This is a genomic window from Streptomyces sp. NPDC006450 (assembly GCF_040612195.1).
Taxonomy (GTDB): Bacteria; Actinomycetota; Actinomycetes; order Streptomycetales; family Streptomycetaceae; genus Streptomyces.
The window spans coordinates 12,906-28,587 of the sequence record NZ_JBEXPT010000090.1 but is presented as its reverse complement, the minus strand read 5'-3'; the positions used below and the strand labels follow the sequence as shown (position 1 = coordinate 28,587).

Genomic DNA, 15,682 nt, shown 5'->3' with positions numbered 1-15,682 from the left:
TACACAACACACCTGACTAACTTTCCATACCCGAAGCACTTCCTATATACCGACCCTAGGAACCGCCGGCCCGCCCTGGCCATGGCGGCCGGCCACACACCGGACCGCCGTGCTGTGTGGCCCCGTCGCCAGGCAGAATCTGGGAACCGGCCGAGCCGGAGGTACGTCAGAGCCGTGCCGATCCGGCACCGGAGAACGAGGGGGACACATGGTGCGTCGAACCACCGAGATACGCCTGCGGGTTGTGAAGACGAAGACGAAGGCGAAGGCGAAGGCGAAGGCGAGGACGGTCGTGGCCGTCGCCGTGAGCGTGGGCGCCGCCGCCGTACTGCTCACCGGCTGCGGGAATGGTGTCGTGGCCGACCCGGTCGATCCCGGCGGGCAGGCCGTCCAGGCCGTCACGTCAGCCCAGCCCCCGACGGCCCGGACGTGCCCGGAGACCGACCCCACGGCGCCGCAGTCGGCGCCGACGCTCATCGACGGCACCCCGGCCAACACCCCCGAGGGCGAGCGGCTCTCGCAGGCGATCGGCGAGCAGGGCTCCGGCGCCTTCGCCGACATCTACGCCACCCAGATCACCGACCATCCGGCAGGCCGGGTCGCCCTGTGCGTCACCGACCTCGCCCGCGGCCGGCTCCTGGTGGAGGCCGCGCACGCGGCGGACCTGGAGGCGGACCCCGCCCGGGCCGACCTGTACCTGAGCCCGTACGCGCACCGGACCCTCCAGGCCGCCGGGGACAAGCTCATCGGGCTGAAGGAGGCATTCCCGATCTACAGCGTCGGCGCCGGCCACGGCGCGGTCGTGGAAGTCACCAGCACCGAGGCGGGCGCCAAGTCCGCCGAATTCAAGGCGCGGCTGGAGAAGGCAACGGGCGGCATCCCGGTCGTCGTCAGGAAGGGCGAGGAGCCCACGCTCCTGGAGGGACCGCTGACCGCCGCGCCCTGACCGGCCCCGGACGCGGAACCGCCCGGACTCCGTACGGGTCCGGGCGGCGGGTCGCCGAGCCGGGATCGGGCCGGCGCCCACCGAGCCCGCCCCGTCACGGGCCCTGCTCCGCCTCGCCGCCGCCCGTGCACCGACCTCACCTCCGGCCAGGATCCGGACCTGGCCGGAGGTGAGGTCGGTGCGCTCGCTCGGCGCGCGGGCGAGTTCCTCGTACGGATCGGGGACGCGGCCCGCGAGGCGGGTCAGCCGCTCCAGGAGATCGGCGGGCGGGGCGGGGCGGGATGGGCGGCGAGGCCGCACAGCAGCGGGATCACCGTCGGACCGACCCGGCCAGTGCCTCGGCAAGGGCCGCAGCGTGGGGATGCGGACGGCGCCGGCGCGGCGACAGCACTCCGATGTGCCGTGCGGGGCACGGGGGTTCGACGGGTACGACGGCCACGCCGTCGGGAGTTCCGCCCCCATGGCCCGTGCCATCGCCATCCCCGATTCCGGCTCCGACCGCCGTCCCCGTTCCGGCCCCCGCTCCGTCAGCCGGCCGCAGTGCGATCCGGGGGATCAGCGCGACGCCGACGCCCGCCGCGACGAGGGAGCGTGCGAAGAAGTAGTCCGTGGTGGACGCCGCCACCCGGAGGTCGAAACCGGCCCGCTCCGCGTACCGGCGGAGGTACGCCTCGGTCTTGAGGCAGCCCAGCACCCAGCGGTCGGAGGCGAGTTCGGCCGGAGCGACGGACGCGCGCCCCGCGAGCCGGTGCCCCGGGGGCAGGACCAGTGCCAGCGGGTCCTCCACCAGCGGCAGCCAGTCGAGCGCCGCCTCGGGCCCGAGCGGCAGCGGCCCGTCGAAGTGGTAGGTCAGCGCGAGATCGGCGGCGCCCGAGCGGACCATGGGCACGGCCTCCTCGGGCTCGGCCTCCAGGACCGTCAGTTCGACCTCCGGATGCGCGGCGACGAACCGGGCGAGCGCGCCCGGCAGCAGCTTCCGGCCCCCGCTCACGAAGGTGGCGACCGTCAGCCGCGGCCGGTCGGCGGTGACCCGGTCGATCTCGTGGCGCACCCGGTCGAGCTCGGCCGACACCGCCTCAGCCGCCTCCACCAGCAGCCGGCCCGGCTCGGTGAGCGTGATCCCGCGCGTGCTGCGCACGGCGACGGCGTGACCGAGGCCCCGCTCCAGCGCCGCGATGTGCTGCGAGACGGCCGAGGGTGTCAGGAGCAGCGCCCCGGCAGCCTTGTTGAAGCTGCCGTGCTCGGCCACGGCGCGCAGGATGCGCAGCCGCTGCACATCGATCATCAGTTTCCCTTACGACGTGTTCAGTACTCCGGTAGTTCCGCTGGGGACGGTACAGCGGCAGAGTCCGGGACATGAAGAAGATTCTCGTCATCGGCGGAAGCCGCTATTTCGGAAAGCACCTGGTCACCCTGGAGCGGGACGCCGGGAACGAGGTGACCGTCCTCAACCGGGGCTCCGCAGCCCCGCCCCGGGGCGTCGGCCACCTCATCGCCGACCGGGAGGACGAGGCGGGGCTCCGCGCGGCGCTGGGGGAGCGCACCTTCGACGTGGTCTTCGACCAGGTCTGCTACACGTCCCGGCAGGCACGGACCGCCCGCCAGGTCTTCGCAGGCCGCACCGGGCGGTACGTGATGACCTCGACGATGGAGGTCCACGACCCCGCGCCGCCCACCCCTGAAGCGCGCGCCTACGCCGAGGGCAAGCGGCGGGCCGAGGCCCTCCTGGGGGCGGAGCCCGCCTTCGGCCACGTGGCCGTGCGCGCCGCGCACGTACTGGGCGGCGGCCGGGAGGAGTTCACCGGCCGCCTCGCGCACTACGTGGAGCGGATCGGCGCCGGGATCCCGGTGGCCGTGCACGAAGCCCCGTACCCGACCTCCTTCATCCACCACCACGAGATCGCCCGCTTCCTGCACTGGGCCGGGCACGGGGACTTCACCGGGCCGGTGAACGCCGCCTCGCACGGGGAGCTCGACGTGCTCGGGCTGTCCGCGGCCGTCGCCCGGCGGGTCGGCCGGGCGCCGCGCCTGCGGACCGTCGCGGCCGGGTCCGTGGCCTCGCCGTTCTCCTTCGACCGCGCCTACGCGATGGACAACGGCCGGGCCGCCGCACTCGGCTTCCGCTTCGGGCGGCTCGCGGACTGGCTCCCGGAGGCCATCGGGGAGACGGCCGCGAACACCTAGCGGTCCCCGGTCCGGCGCTCCAGTGGAGCAGCTACTGCCGAGTTGTTCACACTGAGGTGACGCTCCCGCCCGGTAGCGGTCGTCGGACCACTCGAGGGGGCGGCCGGTCCATCACCGGGCGGCAGTCCCGCGCGCCGCGAGCGCGCCGACGAGCTCCTCGACCTGGTCGGCAGCAGTGCGCCACCCCCGCCGAGCTGTACGAGCGGCCCGCGACCCCGTTCGTCGCCGAGTTCGTCGGCACCATGAACCGGCTCCCCGGACGGCTGTCGGGCTCCGGCACGGTCGAAGTGGCCGGCTCCCGGCTCCCGGTGGACGGCCCGGTGCCTTCCACCCCGGACGTCGAGGTGCTCGTACGACCTGAGAACATCACGGTGACGGCAGCCGCAGAGGGCACCGAGGGCGCGGCCACCGTCGTATCGGCCTCGTTCTTCGGGTCGGTGCCCCGGCTCCACCTGGAACTGCCCGACGGCATCCGGATCCAGGCCGACCTGCCCTCGCGCGAGGCCGGAGCCCTGGTACCGGGCGCGCGGGCGGCCGTGGGCCTGGCCGAACGCCCCGCCCTCGTCGTCGCCACCGCGGCCGCCACGGCCACCACCTCAGCCCAGGGGATGCTTCATGACCGAACTCGCCGCCGTCCTCTTCGACATGGACGGCACCCTCGTCGACACCGAGGTCCTGTGGTGGCAGACCACCGCGGAGATCGCCGCCGGCCTGGGCTACGCCCTGACCGACGCCGACGCGCCCGAGGTGGTCGGCCGGGCGGTGGAGGACACCGCCGCGCACCTCGTACGGGTCTCCCGCGCGGGAGACGTCGAGGAGGTGGCGCGGGACCTGACCGACAGCTTCTTCGGCCGGGTCGAGGAGGGCGCACCGATGCGGCCCGGCGCGCAGCGGCTGCTGACCGCCCTGGAGGCGGAAGGCTTGCCGTTCGCACTGGTCAGCGCCTCGCCGCGGGTGGTCGTGGACTCGGTGGTGGGCGGCTCGCTGGCCCATGTCCCCTTCGCCTTCACCCTGTCCGCCGACGACACGCCCCTGACGAAGCCGCACCCGGACCCCTACCGGGCTGCCGCGGCGCGCCTCGGCGTGGAGTCCTGGAGCTGCGTGGCGGTCGAGGACTCCCCGGACGGCGCCGCCTCGGCGGAGGCGGCCGGCTGCGGAGTCCTGGTGGTCCCCTCGCTGCTGGAGGTCCCCGCGTCGCCGGTACGGACCTTCGCGCCCTCCCTCACCGAGGTCACCCCGGACACCCTGCGGGCCTGCCTGGTCGCTCCGCTGGGGGTGTGACGGGACCGGGACCGGGCCGACTCCGGTCCGAAGGCCGGGCTGCCCTACTCCATGAGGTCGAGCAGGCTCAGGATCCCGTCCGCGTAGGCGGCGGATTCGGAGCCCGGGCGCCGGGCCGCCGTCTCGCGCAGCCCGGGCAGGCCGGAGCGGATGTGCGCGGCGCACTGGCCGTACAGACCGGCCTCGTGCGAGGAGCCGTCGTCCTCGGTGCCGAGGAGGCGCAGCATCGCCCACAGCAGGGCCTCGCGCGTCGACTGCCGGGGCGGGCCGGCGAACCAGACGGCCATGAGGACCCCGCACACCGCCGGGGCGGGAGGCCGCAGCACACCGTCCCGGAAGGCGTGGCCCTCCAAGGCGCGGAGGGCGGCCGGGTGCCCCTCGGCCGCGTCCCACAAGGTGTCCTCGAGATGATCGAGATGACCGGCCGGGCGGCCGCAGCCGCATTCGATGGAGTTCCAGTCGTGCCGGGCGATCTCCCGGGCCACTGCGTCGGGCACCAGCGGGCTGGTGCGGGGCTGCTTCTCCGTCGTTCTCACGGGAGAAGTATGGGATCAGGCCGGTGGCCAGTCCAGAGCGGCCCGCCCGAGGGGTCAGCCGCCGTGCCCCTGGCAGCCGCAGCTCTTCGCCGCGGCGCGCGGCAGCCCCTGCGTGAACTCGCTCTGGGAGAACACCGCGAGGACCGTCGCCGCCTCGGTGCCGTGGTTGACCAGGGTGATCTCCTTGCCCGCCGGCAGCATGGCGAAAGTGCCCTGGGTCACCGTCTTGGCACCGCACCCGCACGAGGCCTCCACCGTCCCGGCCACGCCCGTGAGGAGCAGCTCCGACGAACCGTGCGCGTGCGCCGGGATCGTCCCGCCGGCCGGAACCTGGATCCGGACCGCGGCGAGCTCGCGGAACGGGCCGCCCTCGGGGTCGAGGCGCAGGGCCGGGCCGCCGGCGGCGGTGTCGGGGGTGGTGTCGATGGTCATGCCGAACATGGGTGATTCCTCTACGCGTCGGTGCACGGCTCCCGCCGCGCGGGCCGGGCCACGGCCACCGGTCCTTCCGGTCACGATTCGAATTTAGACGACCGGCATCATCTCAATACCGGGCGGAAGGTCCCGACCTCCCGGGCCCTTCGTCTCGCCCCGCCCCGGCCGTGACAGGCTGTGCCCGGGACCGAGGCGCCGCGCGACCCAGCACCCAGGACACCTCTCTACCTGAAGGTCGCCGGGGACCTGCCACGTGACCGGCAGATGGCGCACAGGTGGCCGGAACCGGATGGCGGCGCCGGCCGTCTGAGACCGGGGCGGACGGGCCCCGTGATGGACCGGCGGCCGGCGGGAGAACGCAGCCGCGGGCGGCTGGGCGAGGAGCGCGGGGGTTACGGTGCGGACGCCGAGGGGGCGGGCGGCAGGAGTGCGGACGGCGAGGGTGGGGGCGGCACGGGTGCGGACGGTCAGGATGAGGGCGGCGGAGGTGGCGGCGACGCCGAGGGCGGCCAAGGCGAGGACAGTGCAGGCGAGGGCGGCCCTGTGGATCAGGCGAAGGATCGGACTGCTGCTGTTCGCGCTGCTCGCGACCCAGCTGGGGTCCCTCGTCAGCCCGGCCTACGCCTGCGGCTGCGGGGCCATGGTCCCCGACGGCGGCTCCCGGATCGGAGTCTCCCGGGAGGCCTCCGTGGTCCGCTGGGACGGCCGGACCGAACAGGTGGCCATGCGGTTCACGGTCGGTGGCGACGCCAAGCGGGCCGCCTGGATCATGCCGGTCCCGGGGCGGGCCACGGTGCGCCTCGGCGACGGCGGGCTGTTCTCACAGCTCGTGGACCTGACCGGACCCGAGTACCGCACCCGCGGCTACTTCTGGCCCCGTCGCGGTGACTGGCCCCTGGACTCCGGCCGGGGCGACGCCGCCGGAGCGGCCCCGCCCGGCAGCCGTGACCCGCAGGTCGGCGTCATCGGCCGGGAGCGGCTCGGCGACTTCGATGTGGCCCGCCTGACCGCCACCGACCCCGAGGCGCTGGGCGACTGGCTCCAGGCCAACGGCTTCGTGCTCCCCGACCGCCTTTCCACCGAGCTGAAGCCGTACGTGGACCAGCGCTGGGAGTACGTCGCCGTACGGCTCGCCCCCCGGGAGCCCGGCACCACCCTGCGCGGCACCCTGGCCCCGCTCCTGATCAGCTTCGAGAGCGAGCGGCTCGTCTACCCGATGCGGCTGTCGCGGCTGGCCGCCACCGCCCAGTCCCTGGGCCTGTACGTCCTCGCGGAGCACCGCATGGAACCCGTCTCGGCGATCGGCGGCGACGCGCCCGAGGTGACCTTCGCCGGCCGCATCACGCCCACGGGACCGGTCGCCGAATTCGCGGGCGCGGAGCCGGTGTTCCTGACGGCGATCGACCAGAGCTTCCCGGTCCCGTCCCGGATCGACGGCGACCACGAACTGCGGGCCGCCGCCGCGGACGCCCCGTACCGCCGGGTCGAGTACACCGACGAGCTGCTCACGGCCGGCGGCGTCCCGGTCTGGATCCTCGCGCTCGGGGGCGCGCTCGCGGTGGCCGCCCTGGCGGCCGTCCTGACCGCGCTGCGACTGCGCCGAGGCAGGGCGGCCGCCGTCCCGCGGAGCCCGCACGCGTAGCCGCGCAGCCCCTGCCGTCAGTGGGCGGGGGCTTGGGGTTCCGCCGCCCGGCGCCGGGTGCGTGCGCGCTTCGGGCCGCGCACGGCCTCCCGGGCCAGCGCCGGGGCGCAGAGCCACCAGGCGACCAGCCCGGCCCCCGCACCGGCCGCGGCGCCGGCGGCGGTGTCGCTGAGCCAGTGCGCGTGCAGCCAGGTGCGGCTCCACATCATCGCCAGGATGAACACCCCGCCGCCGATCCACCAGGCCCGGCGCCGGGCGGCCGGGACGAGGAGCGCGCCGACGATGACGACCAGGAGCGCCGCACCGGCCGCGTGCCCGGAGGGGAAGGAGCCGTGGTCGACCCGGACCAGCGGATTCTCCGGGCGCGGCCGGTCCACCAGATGCTTGAGGCTTTGTACGACGAGCATGTTTCCGGCCATGTAGACGAGGAAGAGGAACCCCGCGGACACCCATCGCCGCCGGACGGCAAGGAAGAACAGCAGTGCGAGCGGGACGACGGCGCCCACCGGGCCCCCGAACCAGTTCAGCAGCGTCGCGACCACGGAGGGGAATCCGTCGTGCGGTCCGCCCATCCAGGTCAGCCAGTGGTCGTCGAGGCCCTGGAAGGGCGGCCGCGTGACGTTCCCCCGCACGACGAGCGCGAGCGCGGCGGCGGACCCGAGCAGCGCGATGCCGAGCGTGAGGGTTCCGGCGCGCCGGCTGCTCGCGTCCGTCGCGGACGCGGGTGCGGCGGCTTCGAGGGGTGGGACGACGGGGATCGTGGACATGGCTGTGCTGCCTCTCGCGGCGGGTGGGAAAAGAGGGGTGACGAGGGGAACGGGGGGAGGGGTGACGTGCGCAGGGGCTGTGGCCACATCTCGTGCTTACACGTGTAATCAGGGAATGTAGCCATGCCCTCCCCGCACCACAAGCCCCGTAGGCCCGGGATCCGGCAGCCCGCTCAGTTCCGCGCGGCCGCCCCCGGCCGGATGATCGTGATTCCGGGCCCCGGCGCCGTACCCAGCTCCGCCAGAGCGGCCGGCGCCCCGCCGAGCGGGATCGTGGAGGTGACCAGCAGATCGGGGCGTAGGGCCCCGGAACGGACCAGTTCCATCATCGGCGGGTACGCGTGCGCCGCCATCCCGTGGCTGCCGAGGATCTCCAGCTCCCACCCGATGACCCGCTCCATCGGCAGCGCCACGGTCCCGCGCGCGGCGGGCAGCAGCCCGACCTGCACGTGCCGCCCGCGGCGGCGCAGCCCGGCCACCGACGCCGCCGCCGTGGCCGCCGAGCCCAGCGCGTCGAGCGACAGGTGCGCACCGCCGCGCGTCAACTCCCGTACGGCCTCGGCCGCGTCACCCCGCGCCGGATCCACGCAGTGCGCGGCGCCGAAGTCCCGCGCCAGCTCCAGCGCCGCTGGCGCGGTGTCCACGGCCACCACCCGGGCTCCCGCCGCCACCGCGATCATCACGGCCGACAGCCCCACCCCGCCGCAGCCGTGTACGGTGACCCACTCGCCCGGCGCCACCCGCCCCTGCGCGACGACGGCCCGGAACGCGGTCGCGAACCGGCAGCCCAGCCCGGCGGCCGTGTCGTATGCGAGCTCCTCGGGCAGGGCCACGAGATTCACGTCGGCGTGCTCCAGCGCCACGTACTCGGCGAAGGACCCCCAGTGCGTGAATCCCGGCTGCGTCTGCCGGGCGCACACCTGGTGCTGCCCGGCGGCGCACTCGGCGCAGCTTCCGCACGCGCAGACGAACGGCACCGTCACCCGGTCCCCGGTACGCCAGTTGGCGACTCTGGCGCCCACCGCCTCGACGACACCGGCCAGTTCGTGGCCGGGCACGTGCGGGAGCGTGATGTCCGGGTCGTGCCCCATCCACCCGTGCCAGTCACTGCGGCACAGACCCGTCGCCTCGACCCGTACGACCACGCCACCGGCGGCCGGCACCGGATCGGCCACGTCCCGCACCTCGCCGGGCTCCCCGAACCGCTCGAACACCACAGCGCGCACGCCGACCGCCTCCACTCGCCTGCCTCGTCCGACCCGGGTTCGCTTGTCGGCCCCGGGCCCGGATGCGAAGCTGCCGGGACGACCACCACACACCATCAGGGGGACATCATGACCCGCAAGACGACCCGCAAGACGACCCGCAAGCGCGCCGCGGCCGCCGCCGCATCCGTCCTGCTGGCCCTCACCGTCACCGCCCTCGGCGCGAGCGCGTCGGCCCACGCGGCTGCGGGCGAGAAGAAGGTCGAGGTCATCAAGTAGCCGGACCGGCTCGGCGGGAGGTCTCCGTACACTGGCGGGATGGTAAGCCGCATCAGTGAGCTGGTCATCGACTGTGCCGACGCCGAGCGCCTCGCCGTGTTCTGGAGCGAGGCCCTCGGCTACGTGGAGCTCTCCCGGGAGGACGACGGAAGCATCGAGATCGGGCCGCCCGGCACCGGCTTCGGTGGTCCGCAGCCCACCCTCGTCCTCAGCCCGAGCAGCGACCCGCGGCGGGGGAAGCTCCGCCTGCACATCGACGTCAGCCCCGTCGACCGCGACCAGGACGCCGAACTGGAACGCCTCCTGGCCCTCGGCGCCCGCCGGGCCGACATCGGCCAGACGGGCGCCGAGAGCTGGCACACGCTGGCCGACCCGGAGGGCAACGAATTCTGCCTCCTGCGCACCCGCCTCAAGCCGCTCTGACCCCCCGCGGCCCGGTGGCGCGCGTCCGCCCTAGGACGGCTTGACGGAGGACCAGGCGGTGACGGTCACCTTGTCGTCGCAGAAGGCGAACACACCGTCGTCCATGGCGATCTGGTGCTTCCCGGCGCCGAGAACGCCGATGACCACCGTCGGGTAGGTCGCCGGGGTGGCGCCGGAGACGCAGTAGCCGTCCGCCTCGCCCTGGACCTGGACGAAGGTGAGCTTGGTCCACGCGCGGGTGCCCGGAGCCAGGGTCACGTCGGCCGCGTCGGGGCCGGTGTGGGTGGTGGGCAGCGGCTTGCTCTTCTCCGGCGAGCCGTGGCCCGCCGCCGCGACCGTCGGGTACCCGTACACCTTGCACGGGGCCGCGGAGGTGTTGGTGACGGAGACGACGGCGGCCCCGGTTCCCGTGCCCGACGGCCGGACGTCGGCCTGGTGCGCCTCGGAGACCTCGATGTCGTCGATCGTGCAGGGCTTCTTCGTGACGCCGCCGGTGCCGCCGGAGGAGGTACCGCCCGAGGGCGACGCGCTGCCCGAGGGCGACGAACCGCCCGTGGATCCTCCGCTCCCGCCGCCGCTGGTCGTTCCGCCCTTGTCGCCGCCGGTGGGTGCCGACCCGGTCGGCCGCGCGGCCGAGGCCGGCGCCGACGGGGCGGCGGCTTCGCCGCCGTCGCCGGTCGGCGTGCAGCCCGTCATCAGAGTCGCGGCCGCCAGGGCCGTCGCCAGCGCCGCCGCGGTCCGGCCGATGCCTGCTGTGTACTGCATTGGGTGCTCCCCGAGGTTCACGACCGGTCCCGCACCGGCACTCGCGTGCAGGTACACGGCCCCCTGACCCCCGTAGGTTCCCGCCGCACACCGCTGTGGCGGTTCCGTGACGCGCCCATGACGAACGGCCGTCACCCCGGCGCCGTACACGGGGCGCAGCCGTCCCAGGGCTCGTCCCGTAAATGATCTCCGTGCCGACCACAGCCGGTAACCCTGCCGCTGGGGCCTGTCGTCAAACTCCCGTCGTCGCCCGAAGGGCGGCCTCGCGGCGTCTGGTGCGTGCTCTCGGCGTGCCGGGCGGAAGCCCGTGCACTGGTCGCCCGCCCGCCCGCCCGCCCGACCTCACCCTCGCCGGACAGGCGGCAGGCTCCGACGGCAGCCGGCCACACCCCCGCACACGCCAAAGATCATTTACGGGACGGGTCCTGGACGCGGCGCAGGGTCAGGTCTGCCAGGGCTTCGGGGGCGCCCGGCTGGTCGCGGATGCCGGGGAAGGCGTTGACGTCCACGATCAGCGGGGATCCGTCGGCCGTGGCGACGATGTCCACGCCGTAGACGTCCAGGGAGTAGACCTCGCCGACCCGGCGGGTCAGATCGGCCCATCCCTCCGGGATCCGGGGCAGCGGCAGGGTCGGGCCGCGGCCCTCCGGGGAGAGTTCCGAACGGCGCAGGGCCGCGAAGACCCGGTCGCCGATCGCCCAGAGCTTGTGGTCCCAACCGCTGTTCGGGGCGAAGTCCTGCACCACCACCGGCTCGTCGGGCCAGTCGCCGGTCAGCTCCCCGAGGTGCGCGGTGTCGTCGACCCGGACCACGAGGTCCGCGCGGCGGCTGTGGCGGCTCTTGACGACCACGGGGGAGACCAGGGCCGTCCCGGCGGCCCACTGCGCGAGCGTGCCGACGGTACGGGTTGCCGCGAACGGCAAACCGGCCCGGACCGCCAGCTCCGCCATCAGGGTGCGGTCCTGGCAGAGCGCGGTCGCCGCGGCGGAGTTCACCACCGGCGCCCCGAGCCGCTCCAGGAGCCGGGCCAGTTCCAGGCCGCGCGGGGTGTGTGCCTTGAGGAGGTACACGTCCGCGGGCGCCCCGGCGGCGGCGTCCGGCGAGCCGGGATCCAGCAGCTCCACCCCGTGTCCGGCGGCCCGCAGCAGCCCGGCCGCCGCCGAGAGGAGCGGATGCCCGGGGTTGTCCGTGATCAGGCCGATCCTCATACGGGCTCTCCCGTGGGGGCGGCCGGTGAGACGGCCACGGGCGTGGCGGCCGCGGTGGCCGCGGTGGCCTGGAGGGGGATCGACATCGCCGGCCCGGGCGGGCGGGGGAGAGCGGACCCGGCCGCGACTCCGGCTCCCCGTCCCGAACCGGCGCCCCGGGCGAGGTCCAGTACCGCGCGGGCCACCCGGGCCGCCGCGTCGGGGACCTGACGGAAGCTCGGGAAGTCGTTCACGTCCACGACCACGGGCCCGTCCGGCCCCAGCAGCACGTCCACCCCGTACAGGTCGAGTCCGTACACCTCCCCGACCCGCGCGCCGATCTCCGCGATCTCGGCGGACAGCGGGACGAGCCGCTCCGGGACGGAGGTGTCCGGATGCAGGGGAGAGCGGCGCTCGGTGGCGAAGAGTTCCCCGCCGACGGCGTACACCTTGAGATCGGTGCCCGAGTTCGGCACGTACGGCTGCGCGACGAGCATGCCCTCGCCGGCCAGTTCGGGGAGCATCGCGGCCAGCCGCTCGGGCGAGGGGACCAGGTGCACGGCCCGTCCGGAGCTGCCGTCGGCGGGTTTGACGACCAACGGGTACTCCGACGCAGGGATCCCGGCCAGCAGTTCCGGACGGGCCGCCGCGTAGGTCGGCGGCAGCGGCAGCCCCCGGCTGCTCCCCAGGGCGGCGGCCAGCGCCTTGTCCCGTACGCCCCGGATCGCGCGGGCGTCGTTGACGGTGATCGCACCGGCCGCGGCGGCGGCTTCGAGCAGGGTCAGCCCCGGCCCGCCGGACACCGTCTTGAGGACCCAGGCGTCATGGGCGCCGGCATCCACCACCTCGCTCATCCGCAGCAGCGAGCCCCCGGGCCGCAGCACCTCCACCCGGTGGCCCCAGGCCTTCAGCTGCCCGACCACCTCGTTCGGCATGCCGTCGTGGCGGTAGTGCTCCTCCACCAGGAAGCAGAGCCTCATGGACCTTCCCCATATTCCCCGGACGTCCGCCGATCCCGTCCGGCGAGTTGTGACGTCACAGGATGTCATGGGCCGCAATGTGACGATCGGTCCGGATGGGTTGGGCGCGTGACCGGGAGGACCAAGTTCGAAGGGCACCCGGAGGACGCCCTCACCCTGCTGCGTGCTCGCCTCGAACGCCGCGTCCGCGCCCGGACCGTTCGGGAGAGCTGAGCGCGGACTTCTGCGGAGGCGCCTTCGTAGGCCGCGGCGATCGCGCCGTCCGGCAACGCCCCGGTCCGGGCGGCCCGCACGGCGGTGCGCGGCATCGGGTCAGTGCGCTGGGGGAGCGGGCGGGACCCAACGGGTTTTCTCGGGCCGCGGGGCCGAACTTCTGTGGGCATAAATCGCTGCAGAAAGATCCTTAATGGTCATCCATGATGTGAGAACTTGTCAGGAGCTGCCCAAATGGATCAACAACTCTCCTATAGTGATGCCTCGTTGCTAGGAACCTTCTCTTCCATTTACGCCCGGTATGAGGCATTGATTGATGACGGCGTCGCCCTCCCCCCTTCGCCCCTCCGCGCTGGCCCTGCTGATCACCGCAGTCGCCGGTGGCGCGCTCACCACGGCGGCGGTGGCCGCGGCCCCGTCGTCCATCGCCACCGCGCTCGGCTGGTTCGCCGGCGCGGGCGTCCTCCTGCTCTCGGTCGCGGCGTTCGCGGTGACCTGGTGCGCGCGCACCTCCCGGATGCAGCGCACCCGCATCGCCGGACTGAGCGCCGAACTGGGCGCCCGTGACGGGCACATCGCCCGACTGATCGCCGACGCGACCCGTGACGCGGCCGCGCACACTGCCGAACGCTCCCGGCTCACCGCCGAACACACCGCCGTACTGGAACGGCTGACGGGTGACCACGCCGCCGTGCTGGAACACCTGGCCGGCGTGCACGCCGCCGAACTCGACGGACTGGCCGCCGCCCAGAACGCCTCCCGCGAGCGGCTCGGCAGCGAACTGCGCCGCGCCGAGTCCGGCCGGGCCGCCGCCATGGCCGCGGCCGCCAACGCCGCCGGCCGGATGCAGGCCCTGGCCACGGGGATGCTCGCCGACCTGCGCGACATGGAGCACCGGCACGCCGACGAGGACGTCCTCGGCGACCTGCTCCACCTCGACCACCGCACCGCCCAGGCCGGCCGTCTCGCCGACTCCATCGCCGTACTGACCGGGGCCCGCTCGGGCCGCCGCTGGGCCAAGCCGATCGTCATGGAGTCCGTCCTGCGCGGCGCGATGGGCCGCATCGGCGGCTACCAGCGGGTCAGGCTCCACTCCACCAGCGACGCCGCCGTCGCCGGTCACGCGGCCGAGGGCGTCATGCACGCCCTCGCCGAACTCCTCGACAACGCGGCCAACTTCTCCCCGCCGACCGCCGAGGTCCACGTCTACGTGGAGGAGGTGCCGTCCGGGATCGTCATCACCGTCGAGGACAGCGGCCTCGTCATGAGCGAGGTCCAACTGCGCCGCGCCGAGCAGGCAGTGACCGCCGCCTCCCTCGACCTGGCCGGACTGTCCGGTACCCGGCTCGGCCTCGCCGTGGTCGGCCGGCTCGCCCGCAAGCACGGACTGACCGTCTCCTTCCGGCCCTCCGCCCGCGGCGGTACGGGCGCACTGATGATGCTCCCGCAGGAGCTCATCAGCCGCACGCCCGCCGAAGCCCCCGCCGCGCCGCTCGCCATCCCGGCGCAGCCGTCCGCACGGGTCGCGCAGGAGGCTCCCGCAGCGCCCGGAGCTCCCGCCGCGGCCGAGCCCGAGCCCGAGGCCGTGCACGACACCGCCGCCGGTCAGGACGACACCGTCCGCGCGCAGGACCGTACGGCGCCGGTCGGCGGGACCGCGGTCCCCGGCGAAGCCGGCACCGGCGTCGGCACACGTACCGGCACGGACGTCGACGCCGCGTCCGAGTCCACCGGCGAGCACCCGCACTTCGGCGACAGCGGCCTGCCCCAGCGCCGCCGCGGCCGGACCCTGGCAGCGGCCCACCCCGAAGGCACGGACGGCGCGGGCACCGAGAACCGTACGGCCCCTGCCCCGGCCTCCGCCACGCCCTCCGCGCCCGGCGGGGCCTCCCGGTCGGCCGCGCGGTTCGGCAGCTTCCGCCAGGCCGTCCGCGGCACGGCGGCGCCGGCGGGAACAGCCCCGGACGAAGCCGGAGCCCCCGGAGACGAGCAGCAGCCCGCGCACACCCCAGACCCGGAAGGCAACACGCGATCATGACCGGCTTCACCACCGACGAGACGCTCAACTGGCTCCTCGAAGGCCTCCTGGAGCGCACACCGGGCGCCCGCCACGCCCTCGTGCTCTCCCGCGACGGCCTCAAGCTGTGCCGCACGCCCGAGCTCTCCGTCGACCAGGCCGACCAGCTCGCCGCGATCGCCGCCGGCATCCAGAGCCTGTCCCACGGGGCGTCCATCGAATTCGGCGACGGAACCGGCGGAGTCCGCTCGGCCATGGCCGAGTTCTACGGCGGGATCCTGTTCATCGTCGAAGCCGGCGAGGGGGCGCACCTCGCGCTCGTCGCGGGCGAGGACGCCGACGCCGGACTCGTCGGCCACAACATGTCCGAACTGGTCGAGCAGCTCGGCGAACACCTCATCGCCAGGCCCCGGGGATGAGCCGGCCCCGGCCGGGCCGGGACGATTCGCCGGACCGGCTCTACACCCTCACCGGTGGCCGCAGCCGCTCCGGATCCGACGTCTTCGACCTGGTCACCCTGGTCGTCGCCGAAAGCGATCCGGTGCCGGGCATGCAGTCCGAACACGCGGCGATCCTGCGGATGTGCCAGTTCCCGACGGCCGTCGTGGAGATCGCGGCCGAGCTCGGACTGCCGGTGTCGATCGTACGGATCCTGCTGGCCGACCTGCTCGCCACCGGGCGGATCCGCGCCCGGCACCCGCGTACGGCGAACTCGGCGTACAGCTTTACCGACCCCGACATCCTGGAGCAGGTGCTCGTTGGACTCCGCAATCTCTGACGCGACGATCCCCGAAGCCGCGTCGTCGGCGAGCGCAGCGCCCG

17 protein-coding genes and 1 pseudogene are annotated in these 15,682 nt (G+C 74.4%); 10 read left to right on the top strand and 8 right to left on the bottom strand.

Annotation, left to right across the window (positions count from 1 at the left end; genetic code table 11):
* The first annotated feature begins 208 nt into the window (after nucleotides 1-208).
* Nucleotides 209-946: a hypothetical protein gene (locus tag ABZY57_RS23665; protein WP_356514993.1), complete on the top strand. Its 738-nt coding sequence runs from the start codon at nucleotides 209-211 to the stop codon at nucleotides 944-946.
* Nucleotides 947-1,256: 310 nt separating this feature from the next.
* Here ABZY57_RS23665 and ABZY57_RS23660 read toward each other — a convergent pair whose 3' ends face one another.
* On the bottom strand, nucleotides 1,257-2,231 hold the full coding sequence (locus ABZY57_RS23660; RefSeq protein WP_356514991.1) for a LysR family transcriptional regulator: 975 nt from the start codon (nucleotides 2,229-2,231) through the stop codon (nucleotides 1,257-1,259).
* Between the two features lie 71 nt (nucleotides 2,232-2,302).
* On the opposite strand from ABZY57_RS23660, the gene ABZY57_RS23655 reads away from it, so the two are divergent.
* The 3 genes and pseudogenes from ABZY57_RS23655 to ABZY57_RS23645 all read left to right on the top strand — a co-directional run bounded on the left by ABZY57_RS23655 (nucleotide 2,303) and on the right by ABZY57_RS23645 (nucleotide 4,411).
* Nucleotides 2,303-3,130: a reductase gene (locus ABZY57_RS23655; RefSeq protein ID WP_356514989.1), complete on the top strand. Its 828-nt coding sequence runs from the start codon at nucleotides 2,303-2,305 to the stop codon at nucleotides 3,128-3,130.
* Between the two features lie 164 nt (nucleotides 3,131-3,294).
* Nucleotides 3,295-3,699: pseudogene (locus ABZY57_RS23650) on the top strand (TOBE domain-containing protein); the annotation flags it as partial.
* 46 nt (nucleotides 3,700-3,745) lie between these two features.
* The gene (locus tag ABZY57_RS23645; protein WP_356514987.1) at nucleotides 3,746-4,411 is read left to right on the top strand and encodes an HAD family phosphatase; all 666 of its coding nucleotides are present in this window, start codon (nucleotides 3,746-3,748) and stop codon (nucleotides 4,409-4,411) included.
* A 44-nt stretch (nucleotides 4,412-4,455) separates the two neighbouring features.
* On the opposite strand, the gene ABZY57_RS23640 is transcribed toward ABZY57_RS23645, so the two are convergent.
* A complete protein-coding gene (locus ABZY57_RS23640) occupies nucleotides 4,456-4,947 on the bottom strand; it encodes a hypothetical protein (RefSeq protein WP_356514985.1) in 492 nt (163 codons plus the stop codon).
* A 54-nt stretch (nucleotides 4,948-5,001) separates the two neighbouring features.
* Complete coding sequence (locus tag ABZY57_RS23635; RefSeq protein WP_356514983.1) at nucleotides 5,002-5,388, bottom strand: cupin domain-containing protein; 387 nt, start codon at nucleotides 5,386-5,388, stop codon at nucleotides 5,002-5,004.
* A gap of 517 nt (nucleotides 5,389-5,905) precedes the next feature.
* Between ABZY57_RS23635 and ABZY57_RS23630 the strand changes: the two genes are divergently transcribed.
* Entirely contained in the window at nucleotides 5,906-7,024 is a 1,119-nt protein-coding gene (locus ABZY57_RS23630; RefSeq protein WP_356514981.1) for a DUF2330 domain-containing protein, read from the top strand.
* 17 nt (nucleotides 7,025-7,041) lie between these two features.
* On the opposite strand, the gene ABZY57_RS23625 is transcribed toward ABZY57_RS23630, so the two are convergent.
* A complete protein-coding gene (locus ABZY57_RS23625) occupies nucleotides 7,042-7,791 on the bottom strand; it encodes a phosphatase PAP2 family protein (RefSeq protein ID WP_356514979.1) in 750 nt (249 codons plus the stop codon).
* Nucleotides 7,792-7,964: 173 nt separating this feature from the next.
* Nucleotides 7,965-9,017 carry a zinc-dependent alcohol dehydrogenase family protein gene (locus ABZY57_RS23620; protein ID WP_356514977.1) on the bottom strand — a complete coding sequence of 351 codons (1,053 nt, stop codon included), beginning with the start codon at nucleotides 9,015-9,017 and terminating at the stop codon, nucleotides 7,965-7,967.
* 108 nt (nucleotides 9,018-9,125) lie between these two features.
* On the opposite strand from ABZY57_RS23620, the gene ABZY57_RS23615 reads away from it, so the two are divergent.
* The gene (locus tag ABZY57_RS23615; RefSeq protein WP_356514975.1) at nucleotides 9,126-9,275 is read left to right on the top strand and encodes a hypothetical protein; all 150 of its coding nucleotides are present in this window, start codon (nucleotides 9,126-9,128) and stop codon (nucleotides 9,273-9,275) included.
* Between the two features lie 39 nt (nucleotides 9,276-9,314).
* Nucleotides 9,315-9,698 (top strand): VOC family protein, encoded by a 384-nt coding sequence (locus ABZY57_RS23610; RefSeq protein ID WP_356514973.1) that lies wholly within the window; start codon nucleotides 9,315-9,317, stop codon nucleotides 9,696-9,698.
* 30 nt (nucleotides 9,699-9,728) lie between these two features.
* On the opposite strand, the gene ABZY57_RS23605 is transcribed toward ABZY57_RS23610, so the two are convergent.
* From ABZY57_RS23605 to ABZY57_RS23595, 3 genes are all read right to left on the bottom strand, one after another.
* Nucleotides 9,729-10,463, bottom strand: coding sequence for a DUF4232 domain-containing protein (locus ABZY57_RS23605; RefSeq protein WP_356514971.1), 735 nt, complete (start codon nucleotides 10,461-10,463; stop codon nucleotides 9,729-9,731).
* A gap of 407 nt (nucleotides 10,464-10,870) precedes the next feature.
* The gene (locus ABZY57_RS23600) at nucleotides 10,871-11,671 is read right to left on the bottom strand and encodes an alpha-L-glutamate ligase (RefSeq protein WP_356514969.1); all 801 of its coding nucleotides are present in this window, start codon (nucleotides 11,669-11,671) and stop codon (nucleotides 10,871-10,873) included.
* Nucleotides 11,668-12,630 carry a hypothetical protein gene (locus ABZY57_RS23595; protein ID WP_356514967.1) on the bottom strand — a complete coding sequence of 321 codons (963 nt, stop codon included), beginning with the start codon at nucleotides 12,628-12,630 and terminating at the stop codon, nucleotides 11,668-11,670. Before ABZY57_RS23595 ends, ABZY57_RS23600 begins: the two co-directional genes overlap by 4 nt.
* Nucleotides 12,631-13,159: 529 nt before the next feature.
* Here ABZY57_RS23595 and ABZY57_RS23590 point away from each other — a divergent pair.
* Genes ABZY57_RS23590 through ABZY57_RS23580 form a run of 3 tightly spaced genes read left to right on the top strand, consistent with a single transcriptional unit; the run spans nucleotide 13,160 to nucleotide 15,638 of the window.
* Nucleotides 13,160-14,881, top strand: a complete 1,722-nt coding sequence (locus ABZY57_RS23590) for an ATP-binding protein (protein ID WP_356514965.1) — start codon at nucleotides 13,160-13,162, stop codon at nucleotides 14,879-14,881.
* On the top strand, nucleotides 14,878-15,279 hold the full coding sequence (locus ABZY57_RS23585) for a roadblock/LC7 domain-containing protein (RefSeq protein WP_327250714.1): 402 nt from the start codon (nucleotides 14,878-14,880) through the stop codon (nucleotides 15,277-15,279). Before ABZY57_RS23590 ends, ABZY57_RS23585 begins: the two co-directional genes overlap by 4 nt.
* Entirely contained in the window at nucleotides 15,276-15,638 is a 363-nt protein-coding gene (locus tag ABZY57_RS23580) for a DUF742 domain-containing protein (RefSeq protein WP_243333039.1), read from the top strand. Before ABZY57_RS23585 ends, ABZY57_RS23580 begins: the two co-directional genes overlap by 4 nt.
* Nucleotides 15,639-15,682: the final 44 nt, after the last annotated feature.

What these genes read in the sequence shown, in the direction of transcription:
- ABZY57_RS23665 (WP_356514993.1), top strand. Translation starts at nt 209, where the DNA reads ATGGTGCGTCGAACCACCGAGATACGCCTGCGGGTTGTGAAGACGAAG.
- ABZY57_RS23660 (WP_356514991.1), bottom strand. Translation starts at nt 2,231, where the DNA reads ATGATCGATGTGCAGCGGCTGCGCATCCTGCGCGCCGTGGCCGAGCAC.
- ABZY57_RS23655 (WP_356514989.1), top strand. Translation starts at nt 2,303, where the DNA reads ATGAAGAAGATTCTCGTCATCGGCGGAAGCCGCTATTTCGGAAAGCAC.
- ABZY57_RS23645 (WP_356514987.1), top strand. Translation starts at nt 3,746, where the DNA reads ATGACCGAACTCGCCGCCGTCCTCTTCGACATGGACGGCACCCTCGTC.
- ABZY57_RS23635 (WP_356514983.1), bottom strand. Translation starts at nt 5,388, where the DNA reads ATGTTCGGCATGACCATCGACACCACCCCCGACACCGCCGCCGGCGGC.
- ABZY57_RS23625 (WP_356514979.1), bottom strand. Translation starts at nt 7,791, where the DNA reads ATGTCCACGATCCCCGTCGTCCCACCCCTCGAAGCCGCCGCACCCGCG.
- ABZY57_RS23615 (WP_356514975.1), top strand. Translation starts at nt 9,126, where the DNA reads ATGACCCGCAAGACGACCCGCAAGACGACCCGCAAGCGCGCCGCGGCC.
- ABZY57_RS23610 (WP_356514973.1), top strand. Translation starts at nt 9,315, where the DNA reads ATGGTAAGCCGCATCAGTGAGCTGGTCATCGACTGTGCCGACGCCGAG.
- ABZY57_RS23605 (WP_356514971.1), bottom strand. Translation starts at nt 10,463, where the DNA reads ATGCAGTACACAGCAGGCATCGGCCGGACCGCGGCGGCGCTGGCGACG.
- ABZY57_RS23600 (WP_356514969.1), bottom strand. Translation starts at nt 11,671, where the DNA reads ATGAGGATCGGCCTGATCACGGACAACCCCGGGCATCCGCTCCTCTCG.
- ABZY57_RS23595 (WP_356514967.1), bottom strand. Translation starts at nt 12,630, where the DNA reads ATGAGGCTCTGCTTCCTGGTGGAGGAGCACTACCGCCACGACGGCATG.
- ABZY57_RS23590 (WP_356514965.1), top strand. Translation starts at nt 13,160, where the DNA reads ATGACGGCGTCGCCCTCCCCCCTTCGCCCCTCCGCGCTGGCCCTGCTG.
- ABZY57_RS23585 (WP_327250714.1), top strand. Translation starts at nt 14,878, where the DNA reads ATGACCGGCTTCACCACCGACGAGACGCTCAACTGGCTCCTCGAAGGC.
- ABZY57_RS23580 (WP_243333039.1), top strand. Translation starts at nt 15,276, where the DNA reads ATGAGCCGGCCCCGGCCGGGCCGGGACGATTCGCCGGACCGGCTCTAC.